Genomic DNA, 16,530 nt, shown 5'->3' on the forward strand with positions numbered 1-16,530 from the left:
GACTAAATGGATTGTAGCCACGTTTTTGAGTTTAAAGTGAATAGGTTAATTGTTGTTTTTACGCTTTTTTTAGCGTTTTTTTCTGTTACGCCGCCGGCTTTTGCTCAGGTTGACAGTGTTGTTGCCGCTCAGGATACTGCTGCACTTGCCGCTCCTGAAGGTGTTTCGCATGAGGCGAAACATGGAAAAGAAAAATTTGAGCCTACTAAGGTAATTATGGAACATATTGCGGATTCGCATATGTGGCATTTTTGGGGACATGTTTCTATGCCGCTCCCGGTAATTGTATATACCCCTGCAGGATTTGATGTTTTTTCATCTGGTCGTTTTCATCATGGTGAACATGATTACACAAGTGCGAAAAATACTTACCGTTTGGTTGAAGACAGGATTAAAATTGTGGGTGCTGATGGTTTGGTTGATGAAGCCGCTTCTGCGAAGCTGATTGATATTTCAATTACAAAAAATGTTGCGGCGATGTTTATAGCCATCGCGGTTATATTGATCATTTTTATTTCGGTAGCAGGTACATATAAAAAACGTACGGGTAAAGCACCTAAAGGATTACAGTCTTTTGTTGAGCCTATCATCGTTTTTGTTAGGGATGATATTGCCAAGCCGAACATTGGTCATAAATATGCGAAGTTTATGCCATACCTGCTTACTGTGTTTTTCTTTATCTGGATTAACAATTTACTGGGCCTGATACCTATCTTTCCAGGTGGGGCCAATGTAACCGGTAATATTGCTTTAACTTTTGTATTGTCGCTATTTACTATGATTGTTGTAAATATCAATGGCAACAAATACTACTGGAAACATATATTCCTGCCTGATGTGCCTTGGTGGTTGTATCCCATTATGATTCCGGTGGAATTAATTGGTATCATTTCAAAGCCCTTTGCTTTAATGATCCGTTTGTTCGCGAATATTACTGCCGGTCATATTATCGTGTTGAGTTTAATCTGTTTGATTTTTATTTTTGAAACACTGGCTATTGCACCGGTTTCAGTTGCCTTCGTATTGTTCATGGATGTGCTGGAGCTATTGGTTGCATTTTTACAGGCCTTTATTTTTACATTACTTACTGCCTTGTTTATTGGTATGGCAGTAGAAGAGCATCATTAATTAGAAAACTATTTTTTACAAATTATATAAATTAAATTAGTTATGGTAGGTTCAATCGCGGCAATTGGTGCCGGTTTAGCAGTAATTGGTGCCGGTATCGGTATCGGTCAAGTAGGTGGTAAAGCAATGGAAGGTATTGCCCGTCAACCTGAGGCTGCATCAAAAATTCAAACTGCAATGATTATTGCTGCTGCCCTTATTGAGGGTGCTGCTTTATTCGGTGTGGTAGTTGCTTTATTAGGCTTACAAGTTTAATAGCAATTCAGAATTATTTAGGACCGGGAATTTAACGGTTGGTTATTTTTCCGGTCTAATTAAATTACATTAAGAATTTAAAAATATATGAACCCTTTAGTTCTCCCAAGTATAGGATTGGTTTTTTGGACAGCGATAGCATTTATCTGCTTGTTGATTTTGCTTAAAAAATTTGCATGGAAACCTATTTTAGCCTCTATTCACGAACGTGAGCAAAGCATTGATGAGGCTTTGAATAAAGCTGAACTGGCTAAACAGGAAATGGCACGTTTAACTACTCAGAACGAAGAGCTGCTTAAGCAAGCTCGTTCAGAACGTGATCTGATCCTTAAAGAAGCGAAAGCCCTTAAAGACAGTATTGTTAATGAAGCAAAAACACAGGCGCACAATGAAGGTGCTAAACTGATTGAAAAAGCAAAGATTGAGATTGAGAATCAGAAAAAGGCAGCTTTGGCTGAATTGAAAACCCAGGTTTCAACTTTATCATTGGATATTGCTGAGCGCGTATTGCGCAATCAACTCCAGGATAAAGCTAAACAAGAGGATTTAGTCGCTAATCTTTTAAAAGATGTTGAATTAAACTAGTTTTTAGTTTGTTTAGCAAGATATATCGTAAAAAATGTCAGAAAATAAAGCAGCATCGAGATACGCCAAATCATTAATTGATCTTTCAGAAGAGCGCAATGCCCTTGAAGAAATTAAAAATGATATGGTTTTTTTAGAGCAGGTAATTGATCACAATCCTGAACTGGAGGCTATCCTTAAAAATCCTATTGTCCCTTTGGATAAAAAAGCCGGGATTCTGGAGGATGTGTTTGGCGCAAAGGTCAACGAAGTTACTAGAGCTTTTTTTAAGCTAATGGTAAGTAAAGGCCGTTCTGCAATTCTATTTGACACATCAAAAGCTTTTGTTGCACAATATAATGCACTTAAAGGAATTGTAACTGCTTATGTAACCAGCGCTACTGAACTTACTGCTGAAAGCAGGGCCGAAATTATAGCAATCGTTAAAAAAGAAATCGGTGCCAATGAGGTTGTGATTAAGGAAAAAGTGAATGACAAACTGATAGGTGGCTTTATTTTAAAAGTGGGTGACAGGCAATTTGATGCCAGCATAGCCAGCAGTTTAAGTAAACTTAAAAAAGAATTTGCCCAGGGTGTTGTTTAACCTTAGGGAAGATATAAGATAACAAATACTGAATTTACAAAAGAAATAATATAAAATTATGGTAGAGGTAAGACCAGACGAAGTATCGGCAATTATCAGGCAACAATTGGCGGGCTTCAAATCAGAAGCAGAACTTGAAGAAGTTGGTACTGTATTGCAGGTGGGCGATGGTATTGCCCGTGTTTATGGTTTAACTAAAGTTCAATCGGGTGAATTAGTTGAATTTGAAACCGGCTTACAGGGAATTGTTTTGAACCTTGAAGAAGATAATGTGGGTGTGGTACTTTTAGGCCCATCTGACACGATCAAAGAAGGTGATACGATAAAACGTACTAAAAAAATTGCCTCTATCAAAGTTGGTGAAGGTATGCTAGGGCGTGTTGTGAATACATTAGGCGAGCCTATAGATGGTAAAGGACCTATTATTGGCGAGACTTATGAGATGCCTATTGAGCGTAAAGCTCCGGGAGTAATCTATCGTCAGCCAGTTACTGAGCCTTTACAAACAGGTATCAAAGCTATCGATGGTATGATTCCAATCGGTCGTGGTCAGCGTGAGCTGGTTATTGGTGACCGTCAGATAGGTAAAACTGCGGTTTGTATTGACACCATCATCAACCAAAAAGAATTTTATGAAGCAGGTAATCCTGTATTCTGTATATATGTAGCTTGCGGACAAAAAGCAAGTACTGTAGCAAATATTGTACGTACGTTGGAAGAAAACGGTGCAATGCCTTATACAGTAGTTGTTGCAGCTTCTGCTGCCGAGCCGGCTCCACTACAATTTTATGCTCCTTTCTCTGGTGCAGCTATCGGTGAGTTCTTCCGTGATACAGGAAGGCCTGCTTTGATCGTTTATGATGATTTGTCTAAACAAGCTGTGGCTTACCGTGAGGTGTCGTTGTTACTTCGTCGTCCACCGGGTCGTGAGGCTTATCCAGGTGATGTATTTTACCTGCATAGCCGTTTGTTAGAGCGTGCCGCTAAGATCAACTCAAATGATGAAATTGCACAGGCAATGAATGACTTACCTGAATCATTGAAAGGTATTGTTAAAGGTGGCGGGTCATTAACTGCGCTTCCTATTATTGAAACTCAGGCTGGTGACGTTTCTGCATATATCCCTACCAACGTAATTTCGATTACTGACGGTCAGATCTTCTTAGAGTCTAACTTATTTAACTCTGGTATCCGTCCGGCCATTAACGTAGGTATCTCGGTATCACGTGTGGGTGGTAATGCCCAGATCAAATCGATGAAGAAAGTAGCCGGTACTTTAAAACTGGACCAGGCCCAATACCGCGAATTAGAGGCGTTTTCTAAATTCGGTTCTGATCTTGATGCAGCTACTAAATCTGTATTGGATAAAGGTGCGCGTAACGTAGAGATCTTGAAACAAGGGCAGTTCTCTCCTATGACTGTTGAAAAGCAGGTGGCAATTATTTATGTAGGTACCAAGAACTTAATGCGTTCTGTCCCTGTAAATAAAGTGAGAGAATTTGAGGCTGAGTATTTACAACAATTGGAATTGCGTCATCCTGATACACTGAAAGCATTAAAGGCCGGAAAGTTTGATGATGCGATTACCAGTGTACTGGAAACTGTAGCAAAAGAACTTTCAAGTAAATATTAATCAGAAATATTAAACTGGCAACCGGTATCTTACATCTGTAAATTCAGATACCGGTTGCCAAATGCTAACAATAAATGGCTAATTTAAAAGAAGTAAGAATTCGTATCGCATCGGTGCAGTCAACACAGCAGATTACCAAAGCCATGAAGATGGTTTCGGCGGCTAAGTTGAAACGTGCAACGAATGCTATTATACAATTACGTCCCTATGCAACAAAGCTGAAAGAAATTTTAGGAAATCTTTCTGCTAGCCTGGAAGGATCATCATCACCTTTTATACAGGAACGTGAGCCTAACAAGGTATTAGTTGTAGTAGTTTCTTCTAACCGTGGTCTTGCCGGTGCGTTTAATATGAACGTAATTAAAACTGCCAATAATTTAATTGCAGAAAAATACAGCGAACAACTTAAAAATGGTAATGTAAGCATCGTTGCTATTGGCAAGAAATCGCAGGATTTTTACGAAAAGCGTAATTATAAAGTGGTTGGAAACAATAATGAAGTATATGCTGCGCTTACTTTTGAAAATGTAACTAAAATTACCGACGCCATTATGGCCGGGTTTGTAAAAGGAGAGTTTGACAGAGTGGAGCTGGTTTACAACAGGTTTAAGAATGCAGCGGTACAACTTTTAACTACTGAGCAATTGTTGCCTTTGCCAAAACCCGAAAGCGCTGAGCAGACAAAGACTTCTAATGTTGATTATATCCTTGAGCCTTCTCAGGAAGAAATTGTAGCACAGTTGATCCCTAAATCCGTTAAGACCCAATTGTATAAAGCAGTACTGGATTCTCATGCTTCTGAGCATGGCGCGCGTATGACATCGATGGATAAAGCAACTGAGAATGCTGGAGATTTGTTAAAAGCATTAAAACTGTCTTACAATCAGGCACGTCAGGCTGCGATTACCACAGAGCTTACAGAGATCGTAAGTGGTGCGGCAGCATTGAACGGTTAATACAGAAAAAATATTTTAAAGTCCCTGTCTCATCGACAGGGGCTTTTTTTATGGGATGAAGACCATTCAGAGATGCAGATGATAACTTGTTCAAAAAAGTAAGGGGTTATACTGCTTTTTAGCTAATAAATATTATTTTTGTGCCATAAATAAAAATAACATGGAACAGACACCAAAACACAATACAGAAAGCATGAAAAGAGCTAATGAGATCTCAATCTACAAATTGATGGTTGTAGGCATCTTAATTAGTATTTTGGGCGTTTATCTGCGTTTTGCAGGCGATTCGACAACCTTGTCAATTGTTTCATGGGTAATCCTTTTTGTAGGTTCTATCGTAGCATGTAAAGGTGTATTTAAGATACTGGCTGCATAAGCTGGATAAATAGTTTTTAAGAATTTAGACCCTCAACACTTATGCTGTTGAGGGTTTTTTGTAATATTTTAGTGAACAGAAATATTTTAAGGTTACTTCAGCCAGCCCTTGGTATTAAGGAGAAATCTAACCTTTAATATTATGAAATCATATTTTGTTTATCCTGTAATAATTTTTACTTTTTGGAGCTGCAGTAATACAAATAAGTCTTACGAAAGTGCAGATGTAACTGCTGCCAATCTGGAAAATGCGGATACTGCACTTACTAAGAAGATCATTAAGACTGCAGATATGCGTTTTAGGGTCAGGGATGTGCAAGATACTAAAGCACAGTTAAGTGCTGCAATAAAAGCTGAAGGCGGGGATATTGCAGAATTTACTATTCAAAGCAATATCCAGCAAACTGACAAAGTTAAATATTCTGCTGACTCCCTACTTGAGCTTACAGCTTACAGAACGGAGGGAGCCGTTACGGCGAAAATCCCTTCAGACAAACTGGATGAGTTTACCAATAAAGTGGCTAAAATGGCTGTCTTTGTTGATTTCCAGTCCATGAAACTTGATGACCAGAGCCTGGTTTACCTGAGTAACAAGCTCAAAAACCAAAACAGGGCAGAGGCTGCGAACCAGCTGGACAAACATGCCAGTAAGAAAAGCAATAGTGTAGGGCCGGCTTTAGGTGTTAAGGATGATTATGTGGATAAAAAGATCCAGAATATGCAGATTGACAGCCGCGTGCAGTACAGCAACATTACCCTTAACTTTTACCAGGACAATACCGTTAAAAAAATGATTGTAGCCAATGATTCACTTTATGATTACAAACCTGATTTTTTAAGAAGATTTGTACTTAATATTCAAAATGGCTGGATGATTTTTAAAGAATTTATCCTGATCCTGACCAATTTATGGATGCTGATCCTGTTGCTGCTTGCAGGTTATTTTACTTTCAGGTATTACCGGAAAAGGAGAGCCCAGGCATAGAATGAACGCTTCTATTTCAAGCGTTTTCCATTGTCTTTCACAAAAGATTCCCAACCCGAGTAGGTTTTGCCCTTACCGGCAGTACCTATTTTTTGAAAAGAGTGGCAAACTGCCACAGCCAGCCCGTCTGTCGCATCTAAAAACTCTGGGGTTTCTTTAAAATTCAGCAGTCTTTGCAGCATTGCAGCCACCTGTTCTTTACCGGCGCTGCCATTCCCTGTAATCGACTGCTTGATCTTTCGGGGTGCATATTCGTTAATTGGGATATTTTTTGATAAGGCCGCAGCCATGGCAATACCCTGTGCACGCCCTAATTTTAACATTACCTGAATATTTTTTCCGTAAAAAGGGGCTTCCAGGGCTAAAATATCAGGCTTATATTCATCAATTAATCTTACTGTTTTCTCAAATATCCGCTGAAGCTTTAAGAAATGATCGTCCAGATGATCCATCCTTACAATCCCCATGGTGATCAGTTCAATTTTACTGCCCCGTTCAAGTATTACTCCGTAGCCCATTATTGAAGTACCGGGATCTATGCCCATGATCACCCTTTCCTTTTTTTCAACCAACATAAAACAATATTAAGCATATTTGCACAGAGTAAATTAAAAAAGTTGACATCCAATTATAAAAAGACATTATCATACTTTCTTAAAACCGCAATTGTAATCATTGCATTTTGGTTTGTATACAAAAAACTGTCTTCCAATGAAAACTTACGTGCTTTTGAAGATCTTTTAAAACAGATTCCCCAAACTGAAATTATCCTTATCCTTGGTATAGTTTGTTTATTGATGCTGGTTAACTGGGGTGTCGAAGCATTAAAATGGAAAAGATTAATAGCCCGTATTGAAAGTATTAGTTTATGGCGGGCTATTGAATCTGTTTTTTGCGGACTAACCTGGGCTGTATTTACGCCTAATCGCATTGGCGAGTATGGGGGCAGAGTATTTTTCCTTTCGCCTAAACGGCGCATTATAGGTGTTGTAGCCATGGCCGTTGGAAATATTGGCCAGATGGTGCTGACAAATGTTTTTGGAGCAATAGCGATAAGCATATTTATTTATCGGTTTGTTCCGCTTGATTACAGACTGTTCTATGCTTTAATCGTGCTTTCTGCAATGTTCTGTGCTTTTTTTATGGTGTTTTACTTTAACATCAAATGGCTGAACGGGATTTTGCTTTCCATGCGGTTTACGCGCAAATACAAGAAATTTTATAGCATTCTGGCCAGGTATAGTAAAAAAGAACTGCTGTATATCCTGTTGTTTTGCCTGGCAAGATATTTTGTATTCAGCTCACAGTATTTTATTCTTTTCTTCTGGCTGATACCCGGAATCCATCCTCTGGATATTTTAACAATGGTATGTATATTATTTTTTGTCCAATCTACACTCCCTTCTCTCGATTTGTTTGATATAGGCGTAAGGAGTTATACCGCTGCTTATTTCTTTAGTTTTGTTACCGATCATGATGTAGCTGTTATTGCATGCACAGCAAGTATATGGCTGATAAATATTATAATTCCTGCTATATTAGGCTCTTATTTTGTGTTTAAACTTAATTTTTTTGGAAATACTCAACGCAATTAGCCTTATATCGTCTTTTTTAACGGTTTTATATGTGATGGTGGTGATCACCTTCATAAGAGGATGGCATAAACTGATAAATTTTAAACCGCAACCAGTAATTTTAACCACAAAAGTTTCTGTACTTGTTGCTGCCCGTAATGAGGCCCCGAACATTGCTAAAACAATAGAAGATCTGATTGCCCAAAATTACGCCAGGGATTTAACGGAAATCATATTTATTGACGATCACTCTACCGACCAGACTGCTGCCATTATCAGTTCCTATTCTGATAAAGGAGTGAAACTCATTCGTCTGAATGAAGATCAGCCCCTTAATTCCTATAAAAAGAAAGCTATACAAACTGCTATTGCCCAGGCTAGAGGTAGTTTGATCATTACAACTGATGCAGATTGCAGAATGGGACCAGATTGGCTTAAAACCATAGTTAGCTTTTATGAGGAGAAGAAATATAAGATGATCTCCTCTCCGGTTGCTTATTTTGAAGAAAAAAGTTTTTTTGAAAAGGCACAAACGCTTGAATTTTTGTATTTAATTGGTTTGGGTGCTTCAACTATAGGCAATAGAAAACCATCAACCTGTAATGGGGCCAACTTAGCTTACGAACGGGAAGCTTTTTACGAGGTAGGTGGTTTTAAAGGAATTGACGATCTTGCCTCAGGGGATGATGAGCTGCTGTTACATAAAATGGCCGCAAAGTTTAACGGCCATATCGGATTCTTAAAAAATGAGGATGCTGTAGTATACACACATCCAAAAGCCACATTAAAGGAATTCATTCAACAGCGTAAACGATGGGCATCAAAAAGTACCCGATATAAAAACAAATCGATCATCGTATTGGGCGTTTGCATCTGGCTATTTAATTTAAGTATTCTTTTAAATGCAGCTTCAGGTATTTTTAACTGTTTTTATTTTAAGCTGGCAGTGGTTCAGCTATTGGCGAAAATGACGATTGAATTGTTATTTTTATACGATGTAACCGCCTTTGCCAAAAGACGGAACCTGCTGATATTATTGCCTGTACTTAATGTATTGCATATTTTATACATTGTATACATAGGCGTTGCCGGAAATACCGGAAAGTATAACTGGAAAGATAGAATGGTAAAATAATGGAGATCAATAACAGTCCTTCAAGGAAAATATGGAAGCGCTTTAAGAAGAATAAGATGGCTTTTGGTGGCCTGCTGTTTATCTTATTATTAACCATTATGGGGATTTTAGGTTACCTGATCACACCAGATCAAACCCCGATGGCCAATACCATGCACCTCCAGTTAAGCAATAAGAAACCTGGCAGAACATTTAAATTTTTAATTGTCAGCCGGAAAGAGAGCGTTAAACAGCTGAACTTCATTGAACGGATGTTATACGGTCAGGAAGCTGATTTTAAAAGCGTTCCCATTACCTCCGGAAGGATAGATGGAAATAAGATCTATGTAAGGGAATATATAGGGGATGATGAGCTGGCAGAAGAATCTGCATACCCTTTATTGGGACAGGATCAATTGTATGAGCAAACCTTTTGGCTGGGTACAGATATTTATGGCCGCGATTTACTAAGCCGGCTTATTCTTGGTATCCGGGTGTCCTTATCGGTCGGCCTGATGGCTGTACTCATTTCCCTCTTTATTGGGGTAAGTCTGGGTGCCCTGGCCGGTTATTTCGGTGGTAAAACTGATGCGGCCATCAGCTGGTTCATGAATGTGATCTGGTCACTACCCTCCCTGTTATTGGTTATTGCCATTTCTTTTGCATTGGGGAAAGGCTTCTGGCAGATATTTATTGCCGTAGGGCTATCTACCTGGGTAGATGTGGCCCGTTTGGTACGCGGACAGGTTATGGCCTTAAAAGAAGTCGAATTTGTTGAAGCTTCAAAAGCACTCGGGTTCTCTACTTCCAGAACAATTGTAAAACATATCCTGCCCAATATTGCAGGGCCAATTCTGGTTGTTGCTTCAGCTAATTTTGCTTCAGCTATTTTGCTGGAAACAGGATTAAGCTTTTTGGGATTCGGTGCCCAGCCCCCTATGCCCAGTTGGGGCGGAATGATCAAGGAACACTACGGTTACATTATCATGGATGCCGCCTACCTGGCCATTTTGCCGGGCCTGGCCATCATGCTTACAGTATATGCATTCAACTTGCTGGCTATCGGCCTGCGTGATGCTTTTGATGTTAAATCGCAAAATATATCTGTGTAGCTAAAGCCGAATTTATTAACTTTGGATGTATGCTATTGAACTGTTATCAGCAAGAATTTATAGAAGCCGGATGCGATGAAGCTGGGCGGGGCTGTCTGGCAGGACCTGTATTTGCTGCTGCAGTGATTTTGCCGCCAGATTTTATTGCCGGGGAGCTGAATGATTCAAAACAGCTTAATCATCAGCAACGTAAAAGACTTAGGATCATTATAGAAAAAGAGGCCATCGCATGGGCAGTTGCTGAAGTTGACAATATAGAAATTGATCAGATCAATATTTTGAATGCCTCCTTTCTCGCTATGCACAGGGCCATAGAGAAATTACTGGTTAAACCCCAATATTTAAGTATTGACGGCAACCGGTTTAAAAAATATCCTGATATCCCCCATGCCTGTATTGTTAAAGGAGATGGTAAATACCTGAACATAGCAGCGGCCTCCATATTGGCCAAAACTCATAGAGATGAGTTTATGGAACGTATTTCAGATGAATATCCGCATTATCAATGGCATCAGAATAAAGGCTACCCAACAGTGGTACACCGTTCTGCTGCACTTGAGCATGGTTTATCGCCATATCATCGTAAAACTTTTACAGTTAGTCCCCCTCAACTTAACCTGTTTTCCGAAATAGAGGGATAATTAGTATTTTCACATAATTGAAAACACTGATTCTTACAAACAGAGTTCCCTTTCCACCCAACAGTGGTTACCCTATAGTGGTTTACAATACCATTAAAGGCCTGCTAAACCTTGGGGTAGACATTACCTTGTTCAGTATCAATACCAGTAAGCACAGAATAGATGTAGACGATATCTATGATCCTGTTTTTGAAAAGATAGAATTCCATTCTTTCAGCATTGATACCGAAGTAAATGTATGGGGGGCACTCCTCAACATCTTTTCCAATCAATCCTATAATGTATCCAGGTTTTTTGATGAAGATGCCGGGCGTTTACTGGAAGATATTTTAAAGGAAAATGAATTTGACATCATTCAGTTTGAAGGACTTTTTGTAGTGCCATATCTTGATACTGTTAAGGCCAACAGCAATGCCAAGATAATTTACCGGGCACATAATATAGAATTTGATGTTTGGGAGCGTATCGCGATGAGGGAACAGTTTACGCCCAGAAGGAGATATCTGCAGTTTTTAGCGCGTCGTTTAAAACACTACGAAACAGAACAGCTTAACCGTTTCCACCAGGTATTTGCCATTAGTGAACCTGACCGACAGCATATACTTAAATTTGGTTGCCAGGCTCCTTTGGATGTTTTTCCTGTTGCCCTTGATTTTGAAAAATACATTATTGACCAGACTAAAACCAGTTTCCCTACTTTGTTTCATCTGGGGGCTATGGATTGGCGGCCCAATAAAGAAGGTCTGGAATGGTTTCTGGATGAAATATGGCCCGATATAGAAAAACTAAATTCTGAACTTCGTTTTTATATTGCAGGCAAGAGCATGCAACGTCAGTTTTTTGAATATGATTCTGAAAACCTGGTTGTTGAAGGTGAAATTTTTGATGCCATAGAGTTTATAAACTCTAAAGCCATTATGATTGTCCCGCTATTGTCCAGCAGTGGAATGCGTGTTAAAATTATAGAAGGAATGGCTATGCGGAAATGTATAATTGCTACCAGTATGGCTGCCGAGGGGATCAGTTATGAGCATGGAAAAGATATTCTCATCGCCAACACTGCGGATGAGTTTTACAGGTCTATTTTACAATGTATCACCAATCCCAAAAAATGGCGCGAAATTGGCGATAATGCAAGAAAAACAGTAGAAAGGGATCATGATATCCATGCCATTTCTAAACGGATGCTGGATATTTACCACAAATTAATTAGTGCCTAAATTTATATACCTTTGCCACGCTTTTATTTATATTAAACTGTATGAAGAATACCGCACTAACCAATAAACACATTTCTTTAGGCGCCAAAATGGTGCCATTTGCCGGGTACAACATGCCTGTACAATACGAAGGCATCAATGCAGAGCACGCTGCAGTGCGCAACAGCGTTGGCGTTTTCGACGTTAGCCATATGGGTGAATTTATTCTGAAAGGTGAAAATGCTTTAGACCTGATCCAGCGTGTAACCAGTAACGATGCCTCAAAACTATATGACGGTAAGGTGCAGTATTCCTGCTTGCCAAATGAAAATGGTGGTATTGTAGACGATCTGCTGGTTTACCGCATTGATGAACTTACTTATATGCTTGTGGTGAATGCTTCAAACATTGAAAAAGACTGGAACTGGATACAAAAGTTCAATACCAGAGGCGTGGAAATGCATAATATATCTGATAAAACATCTTTATTGGCCATACAAGGGCCTAAAGCTGCCGAAGCCCTGCAAAGCTTAACAGATGTTGACCTGGCATCAATGGACTACTACAATTTTGTAAAGGGCAAATTTGCAGGTGTTGATAATGTACTGATCTCCGCAACAGGGTATACCGGTGCCGGAGGCTTCGAGATCTACTTTGACAACGAACACGCAGATGCCATCTGGAATGCCATTTTTGAAGCGGGAAAACCATTTAACATCAAGCCCATTGGCTTAGGTGCCAGAGACACCCTGCGCCTTGAAATGGGTTTCTGTCTTTACGGAAATGATATTGACGACCATACCTCCCCAATTGAAGCGGGACTGGGATGGATCACCAAATTCTCTAAAATATTTACCAATTCAGAAGCACTCCTTGCACAAAAAGAAGCCGGGGTGGCCAGAAAGCTGGTTGGTTTTGAAATGATCGACAGGGGTATACCACGTCATGATTACGAAATTGTTGATGGAGAAGGTAATGTAATCGGTAAAGTTACTTCTGGTACCCAATCGCCCTCCCTGCAAAAAGCAATAGGAATGGGATATATAGATAAAGCTTTTGCCAAAGAAGGAACGGAGATCTTTATTCATATCCGTAGCCAAAAAATACTGGCAAAAATCGTAAAATTCCCTTTTTATAAATAAATACTTTAACTGCCCTAAACCCTCAATTGTCTGTGTATGCATAAAAAAAGCATAGAAGTTTGTTTAACTCCTGCATTATTAAACCTGTACGATATTAAAGAAAGCGTTGTTGTCGTTATTGATATTTTAAGGGCAACATCTTCCATTGTATATGGTATTGACAATGGAGCAACTGCAATTATTCCGGTTGCCCATGTTGAAGATTGCTTAAACTATGCAGATAAAGGCTATTTATTGGCAGCAGAAAGAAATGGAGAAGTTGTAGCAGGTTACGACTTTGGCAACTCTCCATTTTCTTACGTTAGTGATAAGGTTAAAAATAAAACAGTAGTGCTGACTACCACCAATGGAACAAAAGCATTGCACCTTGCCCAGGTAAATGCGCATCAGGTAGTAATTGGTGCTTTTCTCAATTTAAAGGCACTATGTAGCTGGCTTAAATCCCAGGAAAAAGATGTACTGCTGCTTTGTGCCGGCTGGAAAGATAAATTTAACCTGGAAGATACCCTTTTTGCTGGTGCAGTAGTAAATGAACTTCGTAAGGATTTTACACATTTTGATGATTCATGTGTTGCGGCAGAAGACTTGTACCTGCTGGCTAAAGATGACCTTAGAAATTATCTTCATAAATCATCACACAGTCACCGATTGGCCGAGCTGAACATTGAAGAAGATGTGAAATTTTGTTTACAGCTTAATATATGCCAGGCAATCCCTGTACTGGTAGGGGAGGCGCTGGTAGCCTTAAAGGCTTAGCTCACTTAATTTCTCGTTGTTTTTTATGGTCTTTAGGGCTTCTTCATAAGCCAGCCAATAAATGGTTTCAGCTTTCGCCATGTCAAAAGTACTGATGCTCCCCATTCCTTTTGGCTCTACCATAATGTTACAAAGTGCAGTTTTTTGCTCCATGTCTTTGTTAATAGACATGATTCCGGCCCTGGTCACTAATGATGTGATCCCGGTCATCTTATCAACAGGATTTAAATGATTGCATGAAGAACCAATAATAAAATCACAGTTGTCAAGCAAAGGCTCAACAGGGAAATTATTCAATATCCCTCCATCTACATACATTTGCCCTTCAATCATAATCGGTTTAAAGATACCTGGAATACAGCTTGACGCCTGTATCGCCCTGATCAGTGGGCCTTTGTTAAAGTAAACCAGTTTGCCTTCGCTAAAATTGGTCGCCGCAATGGTAAGCGGAATCTTCAGGTGTTCTATTCTGTCATCAGGAAAATAGGCCTTCAGCAAGTCGGCAGTATGCTCTATATTGATGAGACCCAAAGCACCAACAGCAGGTCTTACAAAGCGAAGGAGTTTGGTTTTGATAAAAATATTTAAGCCTTCTTCAGGGTCGATGCCGGCGGCATAAAAAGCTCCCGCAATTGATCCTGCGCTTGTACCGCTGATGTGGCTAAACTGTATACCCGCATTAATAAATGCTTTTAGAACACCTAAATGTGCAATGCCACGTATGCCACCACCCGATAATACAATTCCAATTTTAGCCATATCAATTATTTAGGCTTGTATTTAGCAGCCTGTAATATCTTTTGCATATCTTTTTCCGTCATCAGCTGTTGCAACGTAACTGTGGGGTTTTCCCGCATATACTTTTTAACAATTTGCCAGCCTATCCATATACCTAGCTTTGGGGCCGACTCATTCTTTTCACCCAGTCCCGGGGTAAAGGGACCCTCACTTAAAAATACCTGTATTTTCTGATAATCAGTTTCAAATAATAAATCGTTTGCCAGATAATAGCCCCAAATGTCACTTTCAAAAGTTTTGCACCATTCCAGCTGTTTCGATGTATAGCCAATCTTAACAGAATCAGGTACTTCATCGGCCAATACCTGATCCATAAAATACAGGATTTTGCCATTGTATATCATTTTCGACAGTAATGACCGGTCTTCATCTTTTTCCCGAAAAAGTTCTTCCCTGGCGTAAGTTTCTGTAACTCTGGGTACAATATATGTGGGGGTAAAACGTCTGGACAAATACAAAGGCACACTTTCTACAATGGCCATATAAAATTTGCTGTCCTTACCTAAAAACATGTCCAGGCCAATCCCCATATAATTATCCCCAATGGGGGTTTGTACGGCAAAACCCGAGATAAACGAAATGAACCTTGGTACCTCAGCTTTAGGGTAGTAATATTTAATATATTTAAAAGTTTGTGTAAGGTCTTTTTCTATTGGAGTAAGACTACTAAAAACACTATCTTTTTCCTTGTTCAAATCGTAGTAAGCCTGGTCTTTATACAATGTAGAAAGAATTTCCTCATTGCTGTAATTAAAATTACCTACCATTCGGTGTACATAATCATCATAAAATACACCATATTTTTTTTGCAGCAACAAGTCTGTCTGTTTAAGGTCTTTTTCTTTTCCGGCATATAAATCCTGATCAAAACGTTCAATTTTTACATCCAGATGTATGGTGCTTACGTCAGGTTTACTACTTTGCTTACAGGAAAGAAAAGTTATTATAAACAGAAAAAATAGATAGCTTTGACTGATTTTTACGTTATGTATCATTAATCACAAATATAAATTAAGTAATAGAAAATATATCTATATTATGAAAAGACTATTTCCAGGCTTATTGCTATTGTTTTTAACCGGTAACCTTTTTGCGCAGAATTTAAGAATTCCTGATTATAGTTTCAGACTGGGTTTAACGGCCCATCCTACAATAGGCTGGATAAAACCAGAGGTTGGCAAGAGCAATAGTGTTTCACTTGGCTTCTCTTATGGACTACTTGGTGATTTCAATTTTGCAGAGAATTATAGCTTTTCAACCGGGTTAACCATTACGACCATCAATGGTAAAAGTACCGAGGTAAGGCAATTGGGAACACCTTCCAGTCAGGCCGAATATGAATTTAAGTACAAGCTTCAGTACATTGAAATCCCCTTAACGGTAAAGCTTAAAACAGCTAAGATGAATGAAATGCGCTGGTACGGACAGTTCGGGCTTTCGAATGACTTTAAGATTGGGGCCAAATTGGACAGTAAAGCTGCCGGCCAGCCGGAAATCAAAAACGGCGAAGCTAATGTTAAGTTTTACAGGGCTGGTTTAATTATTGGGGCAGGTGGTGAGTTTGACATCTCAGGCAACACCAGTATTATGGCTGGTTTAACTTACAACAATGGATTTACAGACATTACCAGCGATAAAAATACATCTGCGCGTAACCATTATCTTAGCCTGAATTTAGCCGTGTTCTTTTAAAA

At 39.2% G+C, this 16,530-nt stretch carries 19 protein-coding genes; 16 read left to right on the forward strand and 3 right to left on the reverse strand.

All coding sequences use genetic code 11. The annotated features are described in order from the left end of the window. Nucleotides 1-6 precede the first annotated feature (6 nt). The 8 genes from atpB (at nucleotide 7) to PHEP_RS01990 (ending at nucleotide 6,500) form a co-directional block, all read left to right on the forward strand. On the forward strand, nucleotides 7-1,128 hold the full coding sequence (gene atpB / locus PHEP_RS01955; protein ID WP_012780569.1) for a F0F1 ATP synthase subunit A: 1,122 nt from the start codon (nucleotides 7-9) through the stop codon (nucleotides 1,126-1,128). A gap of 42 nt (nucleotides 1,129-1,170) precedes the next feature. Continuing rightward, nucleotides 1,171-1,383 (forward strand): ATP synthase F0 subunit C, encoded by a 213-nt coding sequence (atpE, locus tag PHEP_RS01960; protein WP_012780570.1) that lies wholly within the window; start codon nucleotides 1,171-1,173, stop codon nucleotides 1,381-1,383. A gap of 87 nt (nucleotides 1,384-1,470) precedes the next feature. After that, nucleotides 1,471-1,968 carry a F0F1 ATP synthase subunit B gene (gene atpF / locus PHEP_RS01965; RefSeq protein WP_012780571.1) on the forward strand — a complete coding sequence of 166 codons (498 nt, stop codon included), beginning with the start codon at nucleotides 1,471-1,473 and terminating at the stop codon, nucleotides 1,966-1,968. Between the two features lie 34 nt (nucleotides 1,969-2,002). Further along, entirely contained in the window at nucleotides 2,003-2,551 is a 549-nt protein-coding gene (atpH, locus tag PHEP_RS01970) for an ATP synthase F1 subunit delta (RefSeq protein WP_012780572.1), read from the forward strand. A gap of 58 nt (nucleotides 2,552-2,609) precedes the next feature. Continuing rightward, nucleotides 2,610-4,184 (forward strand): F0F1 ATP synthase subunit alpha, encoded by a 1,575-nt coding sequence (gene atpA, locus PHEP_RS01975; protein ID WP_012780573.1) that lies wholly within the window; start codon nucleotides 2,610-2,612, stop codon nucleotides 4,182-4,184. A gap of 74 nt (nucleotides 4,185-4,258) precedes the next feature. Continuing rightward, on the forward strand, nucleotides 4,259-5,140 hold the full coding sequence (atpG, locus tag PHEP_RS01980) for an ATP synthase F1 subunit gamma (protein WP_012780574.1): 882 nt from the start codon (nucleotides 4,259-4,261) through the stop codon (nucleotides 5,138-5,140). 160 nt (nucleotides 5,141-5,300) lie between these two features. Beyond that, complete coding sequence (locus tag PHEP_RS01985) at nucleotides 5,301-5,516, forward strand: hypothetical protein (protein ID WP_012780575.1); 216 nt, start codon at nucleotides 5,301-5,303, stop codon at nucleotides 5,514-5,516. Between the two features lie 141 nt (nucleotides 5,517-5,657). Beyond that, complete coding sequence (locus PHEP_RS01990; protein ID WP_012780576.1) at nucleotides 5,658-6,500, forward strand: DUF4349 domain-containing protein; 843 nt, start codon at nucleotides 5,658-5,660, stop codon at nucleotides 6,498-6,500. Nucleotides 6,501-6,511: 11 nt separating this feature from the next. Here the strand turns inward: PHEP_RS01990 and ruvC are convergent, their stop codons facing one another. Continuing rightward, entirely contained in the window at nucleotides 6,512-7,075 is a 564-nt protein-coding gene (gene ruvC / locus PHEP_RS01995; protein ID WP_012780577.1) for a crossover junction endodeoxyribonuclease RuvC, read from the reverse strand. 42 nt (nucleotides 7,076-7,117) lie between these two features. Here ruvC and PHEP_RS02000 point away from each other — a divergent pair, with 42 nt between their 5' ends. From PHEP_RS02000 to PHEP_RS02030, 7 genes are read left to right on the forward strand one after another with little or no spacing between them, the layout of a single operon-like run. Beyond that, nucleotides 7,118-8,095, forward strand: coding sequence for a hypothetical protein (locus PHEP_RS02000; protein ID WP_012780578.1), 978 nt, complete (start codon nucleotides 7,118-7,120; stop codon nucleotides 8,093-8,095). Nucleotides 8,096-8,129: 34 nt separating this feature from the next. Beyond that, complete coding sequence (locus tag PHEP_RS02005; RefSeq protein ID WP_012780579.1) at nucleotides 8,130-9,209, forward strand: glycosyltransferase family 2 protein; 1,080 nt, start codon at nucleotides 8,130-8,132, stop codon at nucleotides 9,207-9,209. After that, on the forward strand, nucleotides 9,209-10,300 hold the full coding sequence (locus PHEP_RS02010) for an ABC transporter permease (protein ID WP_012780580.1): 1,092 nt from the start codon (nucleotides 9,209-9,211) through the stop codon (nucleotides 10,298-10,300). The genes PHEP_RS02005 and PHEP_RS02010 overlap by 1 nt, the downstream gene beginning before the upstream one ends. Nucleotides 10,301-10,329: 29 nt before the next feature. Beyond that, nucleotides 10,330-10,941, forward strand: a complete 612-nt coding sequence (locus PHEP_RS02015) for a ribonuclease HII (RefSeq protein ID WP_012780581.1) — start codon at nucleotides 10,330-10,332, stop codon at nucleotides 10,939-10,941. Between the two features lie 17 nt (nucleotides 10,942-10,958). Further along, complete coding sequence (locus PHEP_RS02020; RefSeq protein ID WP_012780582.1) at nucleotides 10,959-12,161, forward strand: glycosyltransferase family 4 protein; 1,203 nt, start codon at nucleotides 10,959-10,961, stop codon at nucleotides 12,159-12,161. Nucleotides 12,162-12,202: 41 nt separating this feature from the next. Further along, on the forward strand, nucleotides 12,203-13,282 hold the full coding sequence (gene gcvT / locus PHEP_RS02025) for a glycine cleavage system aminomethyltransferase GcvT (protein WP_012780583.1): 1,080 nt from the start codon (nucleotides 12,203-12,205) through the stop codon (nucleotides 13,280-13,282). A gap of 36 nt (nucleotides 13,283-13,318) precedes the next feature. Beyond that, nucleotides 13,319-14,038, forward strand: a complete 720-nt coding sequence (locus PHEP_RS02030) for a 2-phosphosulfolactate phosphatase (RefSeq protein WP_012780584.1) — start codon at nucleotides 13,319-13,321, stop codon at nucleotides 14,036-14,038. On the opposite strand, the gene PHEP_RS02035 is transcribed toward PHEP_RS02030, so the two are convergent. Together PHEP_RS02035 and gldB are read right to left on the reverse strand one after the other, a co-directional pair. Then, nucleotides 14,027-14,797, reverse strand: coding sequence for a patatin-like phospholipase family protein (locus PHEP_RS02035; protein WP_012780585.1), 771 nt, complete (start codon nucleotides 14,795-14,797; stop codon nucleotides 14,027-14,029). The two genes, PHEP_RS02030 and PHEP_RS02035, sit on opposite strands and share 12 nt — an antisense overlap. 5 nt (nucleotides 14,798-14,802) lie before the next feature. Then, on the reverse strand, nucleotides 14,803-15,831 hold the full coding sequence (gene gldB / locus PHEP_RS02040; protein WP_012780586.1) for a gliding motility lipoprotein GldB: 1,029 nt from the start codon (nucleotides 15,829-15,831) through the stop codon (nucleotides 14,803-14,805). A gap of 43 nt (nucleotides 15,832-15,874) precedes the next feature. Here gldB and PHEP_RS02045 point away from each other — a divergent pair, with 43 nt between their 5' ends. Further along, nucleotides 15,875-16,528 carry a porin family protein gene (locus PHEP_RS02045; RefSeq protein WP_012780587.1) on the forward strand — a complete coding sequence of 218 codons (654 nt, stop codon included), beginning with the start codon at nucleotides 15,875-15,877 and terminating at the stop codon, nucleotides 16,526-16,528. The last annotated feature ends 2 nt before the right edge of the window (nucleotides 16,529-16,530 follow it).

It is taken from the genome of Pedobacter heparinus DSM 2366 (assembly GCF_000023825.1).
Lineage (GTDB): Bacteria > Bacteroidota > Bacteroidia > Sphingobacteriales > Sphingobacteriaceae > Pedobacter > Pedobacter heparinus.

Bases quoted from the DNA above. Each gene is read 5' to 3' on its own strand.
- atpB (WP_012780569.1), top strand. From the start codon at position 7: ATGGATTGTAGCCACGTTTTTGAGTTTAAAGTGAATAGGTTAATTGTT.
- atpE (WP_012780570.1), top strand. From the start codon at position 1,171: ATGGTAGGTTCAATCGCGGCAATTGGTGCCGGTTTAGCAGTAATTGGT.
- atpF (WP_012780571.1), top strand. From the start codon at position 1,471: ATGAACCCTTTAGTTCTCCCAAGTATAGGATTGGTTTTTTGGACAGCG.
- atpH (WP_012780572.1), top strand. From the start codon at position 2,003: ATGTCAGAAAATAAAGCAGCATCGAGATACGCCAAATCATTAATTGAT.
- atpA (WP_012780573.1), top strand. From the start codon at position 2,610: ATGGTAGAGGTAAGACCAGACGAAGTATCGGCAATTATCAGGCAACAA.
- atpG (WP_012780574.1), top strand. From the start codon at position 4,259: ATGGCTAATTTAAAAGAAGTAAGAATTCGTATCGCATCGGTGCAGTCA.
- PHEP_RS01985 (WP_012780575.1), top strand. From the start codon at position 5,301: ATGGAACAGACACCAAAACACAATACAGAAAGCATGAAAAGAGCTAAT.
- PHEP_RS01990 (WP_012780576.1), top strand. From the start codon at position 5,658: ATGAAATCATATTTTGTTTATCCTGTAATAATTTTTACTTTTTGGAGC.
- ruvC (WP_012780577.1), bottom strand. From the start codon at position 7,075: ATGTTGGTTGAAAAAAAGGAAAGGGTGATCATGGGCATAGATCCCGGT.
- PHEP_RS02005 (WP_012780579.1), top strand. From the start codon at position 8,130: ATGGTGGTGATCACCTTCATAAGAGGATGGCATAAACTGATAAATTTT.
- PHEP_RS02010 (WP_012780580.1), top strand. From the start codon at position 9,209: ATGGAGATCAATAACAGTCCTTCAAGGAAAATATGGAAGCGCTTTAAG.
- PHEP_RS02015 (WP_012780581.1), top strand. From the start codon at position 10,330: ATGCTATTGAACTGTTATCAGCAAGAATTTATAGAAGCCGGATGCGAT.
- gcvT (WP_012780583.1), top strand. From the start codon at position 12,203: ATGAAGAATACCGCACTAACCAATAAACACATTTCTTTAGGCGCCAAA.
- PHEP_RS02030 (WP_012780584.1), top strand. From the start codon at position 13,319: ATGCATAAAAAAAGCATAGAAGTTTGTTTAACTCCTGCATTATTAAAC.
- PHEP_RS02035 (WP_012780585.1), bottom strand. From the start codon at position 14,797: ATGGCTAAAATTGGAATTGTATTATCGGGTGGTGGCATACGTGGCATT.
- gldB (WP_012780586.1), bottom strand. From the start codon at position 15,831: ATGATACATAACGTAAAAATCAGTCAAAGCTATCTATTTTTTCTGTTT.
- PHEP_RS02045 (WP_012780587.1), top strand. From the start codon at position 15,875: ATGAAAAGACTATTTCCAGGCTTATTGCTATTGTTTTTAACCGGTAAC.